The sequence below is a fragment of the Spirosoma montaniterrae genome, assembly GCF_001988955.1.
Lineage (GTDB): Bacteria > Bacteroidota > Bacteroidia > Cytophagales > Spirosomataceae > Spirosoma > Spirosoma montaniterrae.
The window spans coordinates 3992796-4009683 of sequence record NZ_CP014263.1 but is presented as its reverse complement, the minus strand read 5'-3'; the positions used below and the strand labels follow the sequence as shown (position 1 = coordinate 4009683).

At 52.2% G+C, this 16888-nt stretch carries 14 protein-coding genes; 5 read left to right on the top strand and 9 right to left on the bottom strand.

Annotated features, from left to right (window positions below):
- Positions 1-51 precede the first annotated feature (51 nt).
- Together AWR27_RS17325 and odhB are read left to right on the top strand one after the other, a co-directional pair.
- On the top strand, positions 52-2826 hold the full coding sequence (locus tag AWR27_RS17325) for a 2-oxoglutarate dehydrogenase E1 component (RefSeq protein ID WP_077132353.1): 2775 nt from the start codon (positions 52-54) through the stop codon (positions 2824-2826).
- Positions 2827-2911: 85 nt separating this feature from the next.
- On the top strand, positions 2912-4561 hold the full coding sequence (odhB, locus tag AWR27_RS17320) for a 2-oxoglutarate dehydrogenase complex dihydrolipoyllysine-residue succinyltransferase (RefSeq protein ID WP_077132352.1): 1650 nt from the start codon (positions 2912-2914) through the stop codon (positions 4559-4561).
- Positions 4562-4758: 197 nt separating this feature from the next.
- On the opposite strand, the gene gpmI is transcribed toward odhB, so the two are convergent.
- The 5 genes from gpmI to AWR27_RS17285 form a co-directional block, all read right to left on the bottom strand.
- Entirely contained in the window at positions 4759-6339 is a 1581-nt protein-coding gene (gene gpmI / locus AWR27_RS17315) for a 2,3-bisphosphoglycerate-independent phosphoglycerate mutase (protein WP_077132351.1), read from the bottom strand.
- A gap of 61 nt (positions 6340-6400) precedes the next feature.
- Complete coding sequence (locus tag AWR27_RS17310) at positions 6401-6913, bottom strand: low molecular weight protein-tyrosine-phosphatase (protein ID WP_077132349.1); 513 nt, start codon at positions 6911-6913, stop codon at positions 6401-6403.
- A gap of 80 nt (positions 6914-6993) precedes the next feature.
- Positions 6994-7308, bottom strand: a complete 315-nt coding sequence (locus AWR27_RS17305; RefSeq protein ID WP_077132348.1) for an FtsB family cell division protein — start codon at positions 7306-7308, stop codon at positions 6994-6996.
- Positions 7309-7420: 112 nt separating this feature from the next.
- Positions 7421-8701: a phosphopyruvate hydratase gene (eno, locus tag AWR27_RS17300; protein WP_077132347.1), complete on the bottom strand. Its 1281-nt coding sequence runs from the start codon at positions 8699-8701 to the stop codon at positions 7421-7423.
- Between the two features lie 664 nt (positions 8702-9365).
- Positions 9366-10181 (bottom strand): hypothetical protein, encoded by an 816-nt coding sequence (locus AWR27_RS17285; protein ID WP_077132343.1) that lies wholly within the window; start codon positions 10179-10181, stop codon positions 9366-9368.
- A 176-nt stretch (positions 10182-10357) separates the two neighbouring features.
- Between AWR27_RS17285 and AWR27_RS17280 the strand changes: the two genes are divergently transcribed.
- On the top strand, positions 10358-10810 hold the full coding sequence (locus tag AWR27_RS17280; protein ID WP_157579255.1) for a hypothetical protein: 453 nt from the start codon (positions 10358-10360) through the stop codon (positions 10808-10810).
- Between the two features lie 310 nt (positions 10811-11120).
- Here the strand turns inward: AWR27_RS17280 and AWR27_RS25555 are convergent, their stop codons facing one another.
- Positions 11121-11255 carry a LuxR C-terminal-related transcriptional regulator gene (locus AWR27_RS25555; RefSeq protein ID WP_083732890.1) on the bottom strand — a complete coding sequence of 45 codons (135 nt, stop codon included), beginning with the start codon at positions 11253-11255 and terminating at the stop codon, positions 11121-11123.
- Between the two features lie 434 nt (positions 11256-11689).
- On the opposite strand from AWR27_RS25555, the gene AWR27_RS17270 reads away from it, so the two are divergent.
- On the top strand, positions 11690-12190 hold the full coding sequence (locus AWR27_RS17270) for a hypothetical protein (protein ID WP_077132340.1): 501 nt from the start codon (positions 11690-11692) through the stop codon (positions 12188-12190).
- Between the two features lie 172 nt (positions 12191-12362).
- A complete protein-coding gene (gene recA, locus AWR27_RS17265; protein ID WP_077132338.1) occupies positions 12363-13457 on the top strand; it encodes a recombinase RecA in 1095 nt (364 codons plus the stop codon).
- A 67-nt stretch (positions 13458-13524) separates the two neighbouring features.
- On the opposite strand, the gene AWR27_RS17260 is transcribed toward recA, so the two are convergent.
- From AWR27_RS17260 to AWR27_RS17250, 3 genes are all read right to left on the bottom strand, one after another.
- Positions 13525-14805, bottom strand: coding sequence for a citrate synthase (locus AWR27_RS17260; RefSeq protein WP_077132337.1), 1281 nt, complete (start codon positions 14803-14805; stop codon positions 13525-13527).
- Between the two features lie 161 nt (positions 14806-14966).
- Positions 14967-16286 carry a metal-dependent hydrolase family protein gene (locus AWR27_RS17255; protein ID WP_418346644.1) on the bottom strand — a complete coding sequence of 440 codons (1320 nt, stop codon included), beginning with the start codon at positions 16284-16286 and terminating at the stop codon, positions 14967-14969.
- A 57-nt stretch (positions 16287-16343) separates the two neighbouring features.
- On the bottom strand, positions 16344-16742 hold the full coding sequence (locus AWR27_RS17250) for a hypothetical protein (RefSeq protein ID WP_077132335.1): 399 nt from the start codon (positions 16740-16742) through the stop codon (positions 16344-16346).
- Between the last annotated feature and the right edge of the window lie 146 nt (positions 16743-16888).

Below are 16888 nucleotides of genomic sequence, written 5' to 3'. Positions count from 1 at the left end.
GTCTGATTGATACGCTACCTTTGCAAGTCAAAACAACGACGCGCCCTCGTCATGGATCAATACTCATATATTGCCAACTCCGACGCGGCCTACGTAGATCAACTGTACCAGTCTTTTAAGCAAGACCCACAGTCAGTTGATGCAAGCTGGCAGCAATTTTTTAAAGGATTTGAATTTTCACTTACCTACGGCGAACACGCCGGTGCGACCACCAACGGAACGAATGGTACAACAACGACCAACGGCGTAGCTACCAATGGGCAAGCCAAGCCCGTTGATGCCAGCCATGCTGAGAAAGAAGTATCGGTTGCCAGCCTGATAAAAGCCTACCGGTCAAGGGGGCATTTGCTGGCGAAAACCAATCCCCTGCGCGAACGCAAAGACCGTCAGCCCCGCGTTGACCTGCCCGATTACGCGCTCTCCGATGCAGATTTAAATACGGTTTTTGAATCGGGAAAACTGCTCGGTATTGGCCCCGCTACGCTGCGAACCATCATGGAGTCGCTGCGGAAAATCTATGCGGGCAACATTGGCTTCGAATACATGTACATCCGCGACATGGAAGAGAAAAACTGGCTTCGGAACAAAATTGAGAAGGAAGCCCTCGTTTTCTCGCCTTCAGCCACAGAAAAAACGCGTATCCTCGAAAAGCTGAACGAAGCCACCGTTTTTGAGAACTTTCTGGCAACCAAATACTTAGGTCAAAAACGATTCTCGCTCGAAGGGGGTGAATCAACCATTCCAGCCTTAGATACCATCATTAGTACGGCGGCTGATCTGGGCGTTGAAGAAGTAATGATCGGTATGGCACACCGGGGGCGGCTCAATGTATTGGTTAACATACTGGGCAAGTCCTACGAAGCGGTGTTCGATGGCTTTGAAGGTAATGTACCTGAAGACGTACACGGCGATGGCGACGTGAAATACCACCTCGGCTACTCGAGTCTGACCGAAACGCCATCGGGCAAGCAAATCAGCGTAAAACTGGCCCCCAATCCATCGCACCTCGAAGCCGTGAACCCGGTGGTTGAGGGCTTTGCGCGGGCACAGGGCGATGAAGAATACAGTGGCGACTTTACCAAAATTCTGCCTATTCTGATTCACGGCGACGCGGCTGTGGCCGGACAGGGTATTGTGTATGAAGTGACGCAGATGGCGAAGCTGAAAGGCTACCAAACCGGCGGCACAGTACATTTTGTGATCAACAACCAGGTGGGTTTCACCACTGATTTTGATGATGCCCGTTCGTCGATTTACTGCTCAGACATTGCCAAAATTATTGACGCGCCGATTTTTCACGTCAACGGCGATGATCCCGAAGCGGTAATTTTCTGTGCTAAACTCGCCGTTGAATTTCGCGAACGCTTCAGTCGCGATGTGTTTATCGATATGGTTTGTTACCGTCGCTACGGCCACAACGAATCCGATGAACCGAAGTTTACGCAGCCGACGATGTACAACATCATCGACAAACACGCTAACCCACGCGAGATTTACAACAAGTTCCTTATTGAACGGGGCGACGTGGATGCCGAACTGGCGTCGCGCATGGACGCTGAGTTCAAGAAGCAGTTGCAGGACCGGCTCGACCGTGTAAAGCAGAAAGCTGAAATCCCGTACAAACCGCTCCGGCTCGACCGCGACTGGGCCGAACTGCGGTTTAGTGAACCGGCAGACTTCGATCAGTCGCCCGAAACCGGCGTACCGATGGACACGATACAGGCCATTGGTAAGGCGTTGGTGAGGTTGCCCGAAGGCTTCAAACCATTGAAGCAGATCGAAAAACTGCTGAAAGACCGGCAGGCGATGCTGACCGAAACCAACATGGTGAACTGGGGAACGGCAGAGTTGCTGGCTTACGGGTCGCTGCTGCTCGATGGCAAACCTGTCCGCCTAAGCGGACAGGACGTACAGCGTGGCACGTTCTCACACCGCCACGCCGTGCTACACGATATAGAAACCAACGAGGTGTATTCGTCGCTCGATCATATTCAGGAAGGGCAGCGAAAATTCCAGGTTTATAATTCGCTGCTGTCGGAGTATGGCGTGCTGGGTTTCGAGTATGGCTACGCGATGGCAACGCCCCATGCGCTGGTTATCTGGGAAGCACAGTTCGGCGATTTCTCGAACGGCGCGCAAACCATTATCGACCAGTTTATTGCCGCTGGCGAATCGAAGTGGGGAATTCAGAATGGGGTGGTGATGCTGTTGCCGCACGGCTACGAGGGGCAAGGTCCCGAACACTCGAACGCCCGGCCCGAGCGTTACCTGCAACTGTATGCCGAGTATAATATGGTGGTGGCAAACGTAACTTCGCCCGCCAACTTCTTCCACCTGTTGCGTCGGCAGGTGGCGTGGCAGTTCCGCAAGCCATTGGTGGTAATGTCGCCCAAATCGTTGTTGCGGCACCCCAAATGCGTATCGCCGTTGGAAGACCTGACGAAAGGCTCATTCCAGGAGGTGCTGGGCGATAGCTACGCCAATCCGAAGAAGGTGAAGCGGGTGTTGCTCTGCACGGGCAAGGTTTATTATGACCTGCTCGATAAGCAACAGGCCGATCAGCGCGACGACGTAGCGATTGTGCGGCTGGAGCAACTGGCTCCACTGCCCCAAAAGCAGTTAGACGCCGTGTTGGCATCCTACGGTAAGGCCGAGCGTATTTGGGTACAGGAAGAACCTGAAAACATGGGAGCCTGGACATACCTGTTGCGAAGCGGCATGCGCCTGCCGATTATTTCGCGCCATGCGGCTGCCTCGCCAGCTACTGGTTTTGCCAAAATTCATACGCAGGAACAAGCCGAAATCGTTCGGAGAGCATTTGAATAAAACAACAGTACACAGTTTACCGTCTTCAGTAGGCAAGCCATAAATGATTGCTTACTGAAGATGGCAAACTGTAAACCTCAAAAAGATGGCCGTTGACATGAAAATTCCCGCCGTGGGGGAAAGCATCACGGAAGTAACCGTAGGCACCTGGTATAAAAAAGAAGGTGACCACGTGAAAATGGACGACGTTCTCTGCGGACTTGACTCCGATAAAGCCACTTTTGAACTGACCGCCGAAGCCGACGGCATTCTGCACATTCTTGCACAAGAGGGCGACGTATTGCCGATTGGGGCCAGTATCTGCACCATAGAAACCGACGGAGCCGCGCCCGGCGGTAACGCAACTCCCGCACCTGCTCAGGCCGAAGCTCCTAAAGCAGACGAGCCTACCGCAACTTCGGCCAAGCCCGAACAAGACCCAACCCCCGCTTTGCAGGCTGTTGCCGAACCCGCTGCCGCGCCTGTGGCATCGGCGGCAGCGAACGTTATCGAAATGAAAGTACCCGCCGTGGGCGAATCGGTAACGGAAGTTACGATTGCGTCGTGGAGTAAGAAAGACGGCGATCTGGTGGCATTGGACGAAGTATTGTGCGAACTCGAATCAGACAAAGCCACGTTTGAATTACCCGCCGAAGCTGCCGGTACGCTGCGTATCGTGGCACAGGCTGGCGAAACGCTGCCCATTGGTGCGCTGATTGCGAAAATTGAAACCAATGCTCCGGCAGGTCAGCCAGTGGCCGCCCCAGCACAACCGGCTCCGCAGCCTGCTTCAACCAGCAGCAACGGACATGACAGCTATGCGGCCAATCATCCTTCGCCCGCAGCGGCTAAACTTCTGGACGAAAAAGGCATTGATCCAAAGCAGGTGAAAGGCACCGGCGTTGATGGCCGCATCACGAAAGAAGATGCCCAAAAGGCTGAACGTAGCCCGTCACCAGCGGCACCTGCTCCTTCGGCACCAGCCGCACAACCCGCTCCGGCTAAACCAGCGGCTCCGGCGCAACCGGCTTCGCAGCCTGTCGTTTCAGGTGGTAACCGAAGCCAGCGTCGCGAGAAAATGACTTCGCTGCGTCGGACCATTGCCCGTCGATTGGTAGCTGTGAAAAATGAAACGGCTATGCTGACGACCTTCAATGAGGTGGACATGAAGCCGATCATGGACCTGCGCAACAAGTACAAAGACAAATTCAAGGAGAAACATGGCGTGGGTCTTGGCTTCATGTCATTCTTCGCGAAAGCAGTCTGCGCGGCTCTGAAGGAGTTTCCGGCGGTTAATGCCCAAATCGATGGCGACCAAATCGTGTTCAACGATTTCTGCGATATTTCTATCGCCGTTTCGACCGACCGGGGCTTAGTAGTGCCGGTAATTCGCAACGCTGAGCAGATGAGTTTCGCCGGCATTGAAAAAGAAATCGTTCGGCTGGCTGGTCTCGCCCGCGACAATAAGCTGACCATTGAACAAATGACGGGTGGCACGTTCACCATCACAAACGGCGGTACCTTCGGGTCGATGCTGTCGACGCCGATTATCAATGCCCCGCAGTCGGCCATTTTAGGAATGCACAACATTGTGGAGCGGCCTGTGGTGGTCAACGGCGAAATTGTGGTTCGCCCGATTATGTACGTAGCCCTTAGCTACGACCACCGCATCATTGACGGTAAAGAATCAGTTAGTTTCCTGGTGCGGGTGAAGCAAATGCTCGAAGACCCCGCCCGACTGCTGCTGGATATGTAAACTGTAGAGTTGCCCCGCAGGGTCGGCGTTATATAAAAAAATCCCGCCAGAACGTTCTGGCGGGATTTTTTATTTGGGTGTTTGGGTGTCTGTCCTCCGATTAGGAGACGCGAGAACCATCCGGTCAGGAGACGCGAGAACGATACTGCCAGGAGACGCAAAAACCATCCGGTCAGGAGACGCAAAATCTTGCGTCTCTACGGGTGAATCAAACTTACGCCCGTCATTTGTTCGGGTTGCTGAATGCCCATTAGGTGAAGAATGGTGGGGGCAATGTCGGCGAGTTTGCCGTTGTTTAAAGCTGGATGATAGGTTGCATCAACCAGGATACAGGGCACCAAATTCGTCGTGTGGGCTGTATTGGGTGAACCGTCATCGTTAACCATGTATTCGGCATTGCCGTGATCGGCAATGATAATGGCCGTGTAGCCGTGCTGGAGTGCGGCTTCAACTACGGCTTTGGTGCAGGTGTCTGCCGTTTCGGCGGCAATTTTCACCGCTTCAAATACGCCCGTATGGCCCACCATATCCGTGTTGGCGAAATTGAGACAAATAAAATCCGTTTCTTCGTTCTGCAACTCCGGGATAATAGCATCACGAATGGCGTATGCCGCCATTTCGGGTTTCTGATCGTAAGTTTTGACCGGAACAACGGTGGTGTTGCCCTCGGCGTCGGTGATGGTCATCTCTTTGGGCGATGGACACAGAATGCGTTTTTCGCCCGCGAACGGCTCCTCTCGACCACCCGAAAAGAAGAATGTAACGTGTGGGTATTTCTCGGTTTCGGCAATCCGAATCTGTTTCCGGCCTGCTCCGGCAATCACCTCGCCCAGCGTTTTTTCTAAATTGTCTTTCTCGAAAATGACTTTTACGCCCACAAACTCGTCGTCGTATTTGGTCATTGTAATGTAGTCGAGAGCCAACTTATGCATTCCCAGTTCGGGAAAATCCTTCTGTGTAAGTGCCTGCGTAATCTCGCGGCCCCGGTCGGTACGGAAGTTGAAACACAGCACTACGTCGCCCTCTTCGATTTTTGCCAATGGCGAACCGTCAGGGTTGGTAACAATGATGGGCTTTACGAACTCATCGGTCACGTCGGCGTCATACGATTCCTGAAGCGATGAAACAACGTGGCCGGGCGTACAAACCGCGTCGCCAATGCCGTTTACCAGCGCGTCGTAGGCTATTTTTACCCGTTCCCATCGGTTGTCGCGGTCCATCGCGAAATACCGGCCCGTTACGCTGGCAATCTGCCCCGTTGTTGCGGCCATGTGCGCCTGTAAATCAGCCAGAAAGCCAACCCCACTTTTAGGATCGGTATCACGGCCATCCGTAAAAGTGTGAACGAAAACGTTGGTCAGGCCGTGCGTGTGAGCGATGGAAAGCAGCCCTTTCAGGTGTTCGATGTGGGCATGAACGCCCCCGTCGGATACCAGACCAATGAAATGCACCTTTTTGCCAGTGTGTTTGGCGTACTCCAGCGATTCGACCAGCACCGGCTCCGTATCGAGCGTATGTTCGTCAACCGCTTTGTTGATTTTAACCAAATCCTGGTACACCACCCGGCCCGCGCCAAGATTCATATGGCCCACTTCCGAGTTGCCCATTTGCCCGGCAGGTAAGCCCACGGCCAGTCCCGATGCCTCAAGTGTACTGTTCGGATATTTGGGATACAGTGACCGCATAAACGGCACATGAGCCGCTTCAATGGCCGACACTTCGGGCTTCAGCGGAATACCCCACCCGTCGAGAATGATGAGAATAACTTTTTTGTTCATAGGTGAGTGATTGAATGATAGACTGATTGAATGATTGAATGTTTCGTCTGGAGTTATTCAATCATTCAACCAATCTATCATTCAATAAAAATTTATGTTGCTGCGCCAGGTACGTTACTAACTGCCCGCAGCAGCGGTGGCAGATTTGGTAGACTTCTTCAAATACCTCCGGGCCTTCATAATACGGATCGGGCACGTTAGGCTGGTCGTTAACGGCGGGGTCGAACTCGCGAAGCAGAAATATCGTATCGGACGTATGCAGGCCCGTGGCGCGGTAATTTAATTTCTCGATGGCTTCCAGATTCTGCTCGTCCATCGCTACAAAGTAATCGAACTGTGCCAGGTCTTCGCCAGTCAGACGTCGGGCGCGGTGTGTCAGTGTCAGACCGCGTTCGAGCGCATTGTCGCGGGTTCGGCGGTCGGGTAACTGCCCGATATGGTACGAGGACGTTCCTGCCGAATCGCACTGAATTTGCTCACTCAACCCCGCTTCCGCCACCAACTGCCGAAACGACCCTTCGGCCACCGGCGACCGGCAAATGTTGCCTAAACAAACGAAGAGAACGCTTATCATAGTGGTGAGTGATGAGTGATGAACGATGAGTGATGAGTTTGCTTGCTTCAGCCCGCTCATCACTCATCGTTCATCACTCATCACTGTTTTTCAATCGGTTCATTATTCTCATCGACAATCACAAACACGTCTTCGGTTGGTTTCTTCATCAGATAGCGTTCGCGGGCGTATTTCTCGCGGAGCCGGTCGTTGCCCAACACTTCGCGCCGGGCGCGTTGCACCTCTTTAATCTGGTCATTGTAGAAGGTCACTTCACTCTCCAACTCGCGCAGTTTCAGCCAGTTTCGAATCTGCGAGGGCAGATCGTTGGCATCGAAAAAGGTCATCCACACCAGCAGCCCAAGAGCCGTGGCGACGTAAAAATTGCGAAGACGGGAGAGGATGCGGTTGAGCATAAGCCGGAGCGAAGTTATAAAGTTGTATAGTTGTAAAGTTATAAAGTTGGCTGACGCATCCGAACGGGAGCCGGAGGAACTTTATAACTTTACAACCCTACAACTCTATAACTCAGAATTTAACGCCTGGGAAGTACGCGCTTTCGCCGAGTTCTTCTTCGATACGCAGCAGTTGGTTGTATTTCGCCATGCGGTCGGAACGCGAGGCCGAGCCAGTTTTGATCTGGCCGGTGTTGAGTGCCACAGCGAGGTCGGCAATGGTCGAATCTTCGGTTTCGCCCGACCGGTGCGACATCACGCTCTTGTACGAGTTGCGGTGCGCCAGATTCACGGCGTCGATGGTTTCGGTCAGTGAACCAATCTGGTTTACTTTCACCAGAATAGCGTTGGCAATACCACCGTCGATGCCCTGTTGCAGCCGCGTTACGTTGGTTACGAACAGGTCGTCGCCTACGAGTTGTGTTTTCTTGTCTTTGAGCAGGTCGGTGTGCATTTTCCAGCCGTCCCAATCATCTTCGGCCATTCCGTCTTCAATGCTCAGAATGGGGTATTTGCTTACCCACTCTTTCCAGTAGCCTGCCATTTCAGACGAGGTTAGCTTATCGCCGGTCGACTTTTTGAAGTAGTACTGCTTCGCATCGGCGTCGTAGAACTCCGACGAGGCCGCGTCCATCGCAATCCAAACGTCTTCGCCGGGCCGGTAGCCTGCTTTTTCAATGGCTTGCAGAATGGTCTGAATAGCTTCTTCGTTCGATTTGATGTTGGGTGCAAACCCGCCTTCGTCGCCTACGTTCGTGGCTAAGCCCTGACTCTTCAGTACTTTCTTGAGCGTATGGAAAATTTCCGTACCCATCCGCAGGGCTTCCGAGAAGTTGGCTGCGCTGGCGGGCATTACCATGAACTCCTGAAAATCAATTGAGTTATCGGCGTGTGAGCCGCCATTCAGGATGTTCATCATTGGTACGGGCAGTGTGTTGGCGTTCACGCCCCCAATGTAGCGGTAGAGCGGCAAACCCGCTTCCTGTGCGGCAGCTTTTGCCACGGCCAGCGACACGCCCAGAATGGCATTGGCTCCCAACCGGGCCTTGTTCGGCGTACCGTCGAGTTCGAGCATGATTTTGTCGATCATCGACTGGTCAAACGCTGAGATGCCGACTAACTCCGGGAAGATCAGTTCGTTAACGTTCGATACGGCTTTCAGTACGCCTTTGCCGACGTAAACCTTGGCATCGTCGTCGCGGAGTTCAACGGCTTCGTGAGTGCCGGTCGAAGCTCCCGATGGCACGGCGGCACGGCCCAGGAAGCCGTTTTCGGTGCGAACGTCTACTTCAACGGTGGGGTTGCCGCGCGAATCGAGAATCTGCCGGGCGTGAATGCTCTGGATGGTACTCATTTTCAGGATGTAAAATAAGGTTAACAACGAAAAAAGTCTGTCGAACCGGTGTGCCGGTTTTCGGGTATGATTACCAGCCGGTTAAGCGGGCATCTTTACCGACGGCAAAGTAACGAAATACGCCGGACACTTCGGGAAACCCACCCCGAAAAAGCACAACCCGCGCCGAAGGTTGAGCTACCGGCGCGGGTTCAAAACCTATAGTGGTGATAATCGTTTGGAAAACAACTTTTGTCCGTTTTTCAATGTTATTACAAAAACAATAATTGCAACGGAATCTGAGAATAGGCATTCAAAATTGGTGAAGTCAATCAAATCCAACCACATTAAAATTGACTCGGCTTTAAAGGATATAAGCGAAATACATAAAGTACAAAAAGCTATTGGAAGTTCTATCGTTGATCAAGATTCTATTAATGAATGCGTTAAACAATATCGTCAAGCACGGAAATCTTTGTACCAAAACTTAAAAAAATATAATCACGAGAAGCAGGCTAAGTCCTTAGCAGTTTGATTGAGTGTCTGTGAGCGGGGGATTAGCAAAGTAGCCTTTATGAAGGAGGTGTCCTGCACAGCGCACGATTCGACACCACGCATAAGGCCAGACACAACAGAGAAAGTTTTCTCATGAAATGAGGTTGTCAGGAAAAGGCGGAAAACTTATTTAGGGGCAATCGTATTCGAAATCCGTAATCCCAACACCGCCAGGGTCAGCCTGAAAAGGCCACAGGGGATTGATACGCCTGCTACTTGCAAGACGTCTGGATACTCTTCCAAATTTGTCGAAGATGTATTTGTAGTTTTTTTCAAAAACTAACCCAACGGGATAGTACTTGCTATTATTTACAGTTTGAGTATAACCTATTATTAAATTTTTACTTAGTTTACCATAATACGGATGTAGATTTGGCAAGCTTAACTTTGATGTGTTGTATATATATTTGTCTGTAATGTCTTCCAACAAGACAGTGTAACGACTTGTTGTTAAGTTATCATCCACATATGTATTTTTTCTAACTGTAATCTCTTTAAAATAGAACTCTACAGGAAATCCATTTTCATCGTAACGAACACTATCTGTGTTGACAATAGCTAATCCTTGTGGATTTAAATAAATGGTGTCTTGGCTGGTTGCTCCGCGTAAAGTTGTGGATGCAACAATATAACCTTTTTGATAAGTGTATTGAGTCCGAAATCCCTCAATATTAGAAACAAAATCAGCGGCTGTATATAATCTGCCTTCCTTGTCGTATGTGTAGCGTCGCTCCCAATATTTAGCGATAGTAACAGTCCTTCCATCCACTTCGATTTTTTCAATTTCATCCTTGTTGTCAGTTGTCTGAATCGATTTATACACCTCCCGCACAATTCGGCAATTCGCCAGATTCGGGGCGGGTTCGTCAATGACCTCCTTCTTACAACTGCCCGTAACAAGCAGAAGAAAGAAATAGGCGGGCAGGGTGAGCATAAACGATTTCATAAGCAGCGTGGCTTAGGCCGTTGATTAGGACAAAGGTAAGGGGGTAGCTACATACCGCGCACCACCGTTTGGGGTGAATTTGGGGTGAGATTGGGCTGTTGGTCTTTGAACATTGGCTTGTCGGGCGTTATTCTTACAGCGGCTTACGCCCAAAATCCGTAGGCTCCATGTACATCATGAAGTTCCGTTCTAATCGATTTTTGCCCGCTCTCGGTAGTGTAATACTCCTGCTTACTGGCTGCACGGCCCCTGATCCTACTCCGTCGGCAGCGGTATCGGCTTCATTGTTTCTGGGCGGCTATGTCGGTATTGTCGCCGTTGAGCGTGGCACCGGCTCTCAAATTACCCAACAGACGTATGCGGGCGTATCGGTGCTGATTACACAGCGTAGCCATCCCGACTCGGTTTCGGTACTGCTCTATCAGCGTGACCTCACATTGCCCAGCCCGTTGGCAGGCTACCCGGCACCCAATCGGTTGCGCCTGAGACCTTCAACCCCGAAACTCGACAAAACCGCTTTGCAGGGCGAAGCCACGCGCCGGGCCGATAGCCTGTTTATGACTGTCAGTCAACGCGACGGCGCAGAAGAGCGAACGTACCGTATCAAAGCCGCCCTGCTACAACCGTAACGACCCCACCCCCCGGCTCCTCCCTAACGGTGAGGTTTACCCACATCTTGGGTCAACAAACCCGTGTGGGACTAACCGTCGCATAGCGACCCAATGTCTGTAGACATCAAACATCGCTCGGGGCTTTCCGTCGCGTAGCGACCAAACAAGTCGCCCTATCGGTTTGGTCGCTACGCGACGGAAAACGCGGTTCAGACGGTTGTGGAGCTACACATATTGGGTCGCTATGCGACGAAAACAAACCCAAAGCGCAGCTCTGTGGGTAAACCTCCCCTCCCTAACGGGGAGGGGTCGGGGGTGGGGTGAAATCTCACAATACGGCTTCCTGCTCCAGCCGACGCAGCAGAAGCCGGAACTCGGCCTTACCTTTCGTTCCGGCTTTGTGGGCTATATTCTTGCGGTGCGTCTTCACCGTCTCAACGCTCAGGTTTAGTTTGTCGGCAATTTATTTACACGAATCGTCGGTCATGCAGCAGAGCAGTACGCGGTGTTCGGCAGACGTAAGTTTTTCTAAAAACACTACTGATACCATAAAATTAAGATAGGTTGACAGATGTATGAATGGTTTCCGAAATGTATGGCACAAAAGCAGTGCAATCCAATAGGCAAGTGAGCGGGTGGTGACAAATACTGAGTTCTATGTATGAACGACCGTTTATTTAATGTGAAAGTATCGAATCAGGTGATTAAATTGGGGTTATAATACGTATTATACCCGCACTTGTGGTAACATAAATCGCGGAATAATGCAACATTGTTTATAAAGGACGCAGCTTCTTGAACAAACCGAACGGCCCGGCGTTTGGCAATTGAAACGTTTGTCCGAAAAAATCGTCTTATTTGTGCGGTCATTCTTTGCCACTAAATCAAGTCAATCCAATGCGAGGGTTATTGTACTTCCTGCTGTTTCTGTTAGTTGTTTTCGGGATTCTGTATGCCCTTACCGGCTGGAGCTACAGCGATGGCGAACGCGCCGGAACAGTATCGAAATTCAGCCGCCGGGGGTTTATTTTTAAAACCTACGAAGGCGTACTGAATGTGGGTGGTTTCTCAGGCGAAACCGGATCGCTGACACCCCAGTATTTTGATTTTTCCGTGAAAGACGAAGCCGTTGCGGGCCAGATTACGCAAGCCGTAAAAACAGGTCAGCGCGTGACGTTACACTACGAGGAGAAAATTCTGAAATTACCCTGGAATGGCGACACGAAATACTACATCACGAGTGTCGAAATTGTTGGCCCGGCTACGCCCTACGGTGTAAACCCAAATTACCCCGGCGGTCAGCAGCAGGGCTACCCGCAGCAACAGCAGCCTCAGCCCCAAACGCAGTCGCAACCGCCTGTGCAACAGCAGCCTGCGCCAGTCGATTCAACGTTGTAAAGTTAGGCAAAGCCGCAGTGCTGGCTTCAGTTGTTTAAGCGGATAGGATACCTGCTTAACAGCCGAAGCCGGAGCTGCGGCTTTACGTCAGAAACGGTAGTTTATTTCCGGAAACTCACTTGGAAAAGTGGCTGTTTTTGGCTAATTTTATCTGTTTAAACAACCATCCAACATGGCAAAATCAGATACGGCGCAAGCCACGGCATCTGCTACTGACAATAAGTTAAAAGCCCTCCAGACCACCATCGAAAAATTGGACAAAGCCTTCGGAAAAGGCACCGTGATGCGGCTCAGCGAAAGCAAAGTCGTTGACGTTCCGGTGATCTCGACCGGCTCATTGGGTCTGGATCTGGCATTGGGCATTGGCGGTGTACCGCGTGGTCGCGTTGTCGAAATTTACGGTCCCGAATCGTCGGGTAAAACCACGCTGACGATGCACTGCATCGCCGAAGCGCAGAAGAATGGCGGTTTGGCAGCCTTTATCGACGCCGAACACGCCTTCGACCGTGCGTATGCCGAAAAACTCGGTATCGACACTAAAAATCTGCTTATTTCACAGCCCGATAATGGCGAACAGGCCCTTGAAATCGCCGAACACCTGATTAGCTCCGGGGCTATTGACATTATCGTAATCGACTCCGTTGCTGCGCTGGTGCCCAAAGCCGAAATCGAAGGCGAGATGGGCGAAAGCAAAATGGGTCTGCAAGCCCGCCTGATGAGTCAGGCACTGCGGAAACTGACCGGCACCATCAACAAAACCGGCTGCTGCTGTATTTTTATCAACCAGTTGCGCGAGAAAATAGGCGTAATGTTCGGCAATCCCGAAACTACCACCGGTGGTAACGCGCTCAAATTCTACGCATCGGTGCGGATCGACATCCGGCGTATTGGTCAAATCAAAGAAGGAGCCGATAATGTGGTGGGCAACCGCACGAAGGTGAAAGTGGTGAAAAACAAATTGGCCGCCCCCTTCAAAGTCGTTGAATTCGACATTATGTACGGACAGGGCATCTCGAAGGTGGGCGAAATACTCGACCTCGCCGTTGAGATGGAAATTGTGAAAAAGTCGGGTTCGTGGTTCTCCTATGGCACAAGCCGTCTGGCGCAGGGTCGCGATGCCGTGAAAGAACTGCTGCTCGACAACCCCGAACTCATGGCCGAACTGGAAGGCAAAATCCGGGCGAAAATCAACGAGGATGAAAACGCGCTGATCGATCCCGTTCTGGCCGCTACCAACGGTGACGACGAAGGTGAAATCGAAGATTAACTTTTCTCGCATTAGCAATAAAAAAGGGCTGATAATCAGCCCTTTTTTATTGCTAATGCGAGAAAAGTTACCGCTGTTCCAGTGGAACAAACTCGCGGAGAGTGGCACCGGTGTAAATCTGGCGCGGGCGACCAATGGGTTCTTTCTGCTCGCGCATTTCTTTCCATTGTGCAATCCAGCCCGGCAAACGACCGATGGCAAACATCACCGTAAACATGTTGGTTGGGATGCCGAGGGCGCGATAGATGATGCCGGAGTAGAAATCGACGTTCGGGTATAGTTTGCGCTGTACGAAGTACGGATCGTTCAGGGCGGCTTCTTCCAGCCCTTTGGCAATTTCCAGAACGGGGTCGTTCACGCCTAATTTCGCCAGCACGTCGTCGGCAGCTTTTTTAATGATTTTGGCGCGTGGGTCGAAGTTTTTGTAGACACGGTGCCCGAAACCGAACAGCCGGAAGCCCGTAGTTTTGGCGTTTTTCGCCATGTCGATGTATTTACCCACGTCGCCACCGTCGGCTTTAATGTCTTCGAGCATCTCGATTACTTCCTGATTGGCTCCGCCGTGTAGTGGCCCCCACAAAGCACTGATGCCTGCCGAAATAGACGAATACAGATTGGCCTGCGACGAACCCACAAGCCGAACCGTGCTGGTTGAGCAGTTCTGTTCGTGGTCGGCGTGTAGAATCAGCAGCACGTTCAGGGCTTCGGCAACTACCGGATCAACTTTATAGTCTTCTACCGGCAGCGCGAACATCATGTGCAGGAAGTTCGGGATGTAGTCAAGCTGATTTTTGGGGTAGTTAATCGGATGGCCGAGTGCCCGTTTATACGACCACGTTGCCAGTGTTGGCAGCTTGGCCAGCAACCGAACGATGTGCAGGTCAGGGTTTTTGTTGCCTTCGTAAGAGTCGGGATAAAACGCGCTCATTGCACTCACCAGCGATGCCAGTACACACATCGGGTGTGCCGAAACCGGGAATCCGTCGAAGATTTTGCGCATGTCTTCGTTCACGAGCGTATGCCGACGAATGCCGTTGCTGAACGTTTCGTATTGATTGGCAGTGGGTAGTTCGCCGTAGATGAGCAGGTACGCAACTTCCAGAAAAGAGGCTTTAGAGGCTAAGTCTTCAATAGAATAACCCCGGTAGCGCAAAATACCTTCTTCACCGTCGAGGAACGTAATAGCACTTTGGGTAGCACCGGTATTTTTATAACCCCGGTCTAAGGTTACGTAGCCGGTTTGGTCACGGAGGGCCGATATGTCGAAGGCTTTTTCGTGTTCGCTTCCTTCCAGAACTGGAAATGAGTACGACTTACCGTCGACGGTTAATTCAGCATTGTTTGCCATAAAAAAATCAGGGTAGAGTATTCAGGACGAATGGATTAGCAGGTCAATGGTCGATTACCCGGCGAAAATAGCCCAAAAACCCGAACGTCGGTCATACTGGATTGAAAAAAGCCGGTTTATAACACGTCAATGATAAAACTCACCAGCCTGCGAATAGTTTTTCACTCAGGCAGATGCAATACGCCCCCTTTCCAGACCCGACGAACCCGCCGTAGATCGCTGATTTGCCGCGACGGATCACCCGCCACCGCCACCAGGTCGGCCAGTAAACCGGGCCGTATGCGCCCCCGGTCGGCGAGGTGAAAGACATCGGCATTGACCGATGTAGCTGACCGCAACACATCGAGCGGGTTCATGCCGTAGTCAACCATCATCTCCAGTTCGCGGGCATTGTCGCCGTGCGCAAATACGCCCACGTCGCCCCCGGCGCAAAGCGTCACCCCCGCGTCGAGAGCCTGCCGAAACGTAACGCGCTTTTGCCGAATGCGTTCGGGTTCGGGCTCAGTGCCTTTTTTCCAGCCCCGGTATTGGCTCACGGCATCGCCTGCCGCGAGGGTAGGGCAGAGGGCCACGCCCCGCTGCTTCATCAGGGCGAAAATTTCGGGCGTTCCGGCATCGCCGTGTTCAACCGTTTCGACCCCCGCCAGAATAGCCCGATGCATACCTTCGGCAGTGCTGGCGTGGGCTACTACACCCCGTCCGCTGCTGCGGGCAGTTTTGACAATGAGCTTTAGTTCATCGACTGAGAAGGTTGGGCGGGCTTCGGCCATCAGCCCCCAACGGTAGTCGGCATATACTTTTATAGCATCGGCTCCTTTGCCAATCTGCGTCCGCACAGCCCGAATCAGCGCATCGTGTCCGTCGGCTTCTTCGGCACCCTGCGGCACGGTTATGTCGGGGCTAAACCCTTTCGGCGCGTAACTGCCCGTTGCGATAAGTGCCCGCGTAACCACCACCATACGCGGGCCGGGAATAATACCCTGTTCGATAGCGTGTTTCAGACCAACATCGTCGTAATCGGCCCCTTCTGTGCCGAGGTCGCGCACGGTCGTAAAACCCGCCAGCAATGTTTTCCGGGCGTGAACCGTTGCCCGCGCCACCCGCAGCGACCGCGCTTCTTTGAGAACCTGATCGTCCCAGGGTGTTTCATTGTATGGGTGTAGCAGCAGATGCGAATGCCCCTCAATGAAACCCGGCAGCAAGGTGGTGCCCTTCAGGTCGACCACCGAAACGCCGGATTGTTCCCCACCGTTGGCAGCTACACTGGCGGCTGGCCCGACGGCTTCAATCTTGTTGCCGTTGATTCGTACTACCCACCCCTCGTGCATGGTTTCCCCGTCGAATACGCGGTCGGGCCGGAGGAGGTAAATTGCCGACAGGCCCGAACCATTGGCCCGCCCGGCTGTTTGCTGTTCAGCATCCTGTGCAAACAGTTGAGAGCCTGTTTGTGCCAATAGTAATACCCATAGCCACTTACGCAAAGTCATTGTATTCGAGTTTTATGTACGGCCATGTCCAATCCTGTTATTGTTAGCATATTACAGCCTGCCCAGCCGCCGAACCAACGCTTCGCCGAATACTAACACCACCAGACCCGGCAGCAGGATGGCACCAGCGCGGAAACCGGCACCGGTCAGTTTATAAACGCCGGAATTATACGCCTGAAAATTATTGAAAAGCCAATAGCCCGACGCCAGCACCAGAATGATTAATAGCAACAGCGCGACGGTACGCCCCAGCCGACCAACGGCCCAGGCAATCAGCAATGCCAGTCCCACCACAGTCGCAACGGTGCCGAGGGCTTTAGGAAACGTTTCGAGGTAATCGTATTCGAAAAAGAAGACCCCTGCCCGGCCAATTAGATTAGGATGGGCCAGAAGCCAGCCGTCGAGAACCACTAAAACGAGGAGTAAAACGTAAAAGAAAGGGGAGCGCATACGCCAAACACAATGAATTTTGAGACGGTGAAGATAGGTGTTTGAGACTGCCCCACCAACGGCCATTGGAGAAGAATCAGGTCCGATACTGTCGGTGGTCAGCTACTACCTACCGTTCAGATCGTTAGCTTTACGACATCAGTAAT

Bases quoted from the DNA above. Each gene is read 5' to 3' on its own strand.
- AWR27_RS17250 (WP_077132335.1), bottom strand. From the start codon at position 16,742: ATGCGCTCCCCTTTCTTTTACGTTTTACTCCTCGTTTTAGTGGTTCTC.
- gpmI (WP_077132351.1), bottom strand. From the start codon at position 6,339: ATGAACAAAAAAGTTATTCTCATCATTCTCGACGGGTGGGGTATTCCG.
- AWR27_RS17305 (WP_077132348.1), bottom strand. From the start codon at position 7,308: ATGCTCAACCGCATCCTCTCCCGTCTTCGCAATTTTTACGTCGCCACG.
- AWR27_RS17280 (WP_157579255.1), top strand. From the start codon at position 10,358: ATGAAGTTCCGTTCTAATCGATTTTTGCCCGCTCTCGGTAGTGTAATA.
- AWR27_RS17285 (WP_077132343.1), bottom strand. From the start codon at position 10,181: ATGAAATCGTTTATGCTCACCCTGCCCGCCTATTTCTTTCTTCTGCTT.
- odhB (WP_077132352.1), top strand. From the start codon at position 2,912: ATGGCCGTTGACATGAAAATTCCCGCCGTGGGGGAAAGCATCACGGAA.
- AWR27_RS17270 (WP_077132340.1), top strand. From the start codon at position 11,690: ATGCGAGGGTTATTGTACTTCCTGCTGTTTCTGTTAGTTGTTTTCGGG.
- AWR27_RS17260 (WP_077132337.1), bottom strand. From the start codon at position 14,805: ATGGCAAACAATGCTGAATTAACCGTCGACGGTAAGTCGTACTCATTT.
- AWR27_RS17325 (WP_077132353.1), top strand. From the start codon at position 52: ATGGATCAATACTCATATATTGCCAACTCCGACGCGGCCTACGTAGAT.
- AWR27_RS17310 (WP_077132349.1), bottom strand. From the start codon at position 6,913: ATGATAAGCGTTCTCTTCGTTTGTTTAGGCAACATTTGCCGGTCGCCG.
- recA (WP_077132338.1), top strand. From the start codon at position 12,363: ATGGCAAAATCAGATACGGCGCAAGCCACGGCATCTGCTACTGACAAT.
- eno (WP_077132347.1), bottom strand. From the start codon at position 8,701: ATGAGTACCATCCAGAGCATTCACGCCCGGCAGATTCTCGATTCGCGC.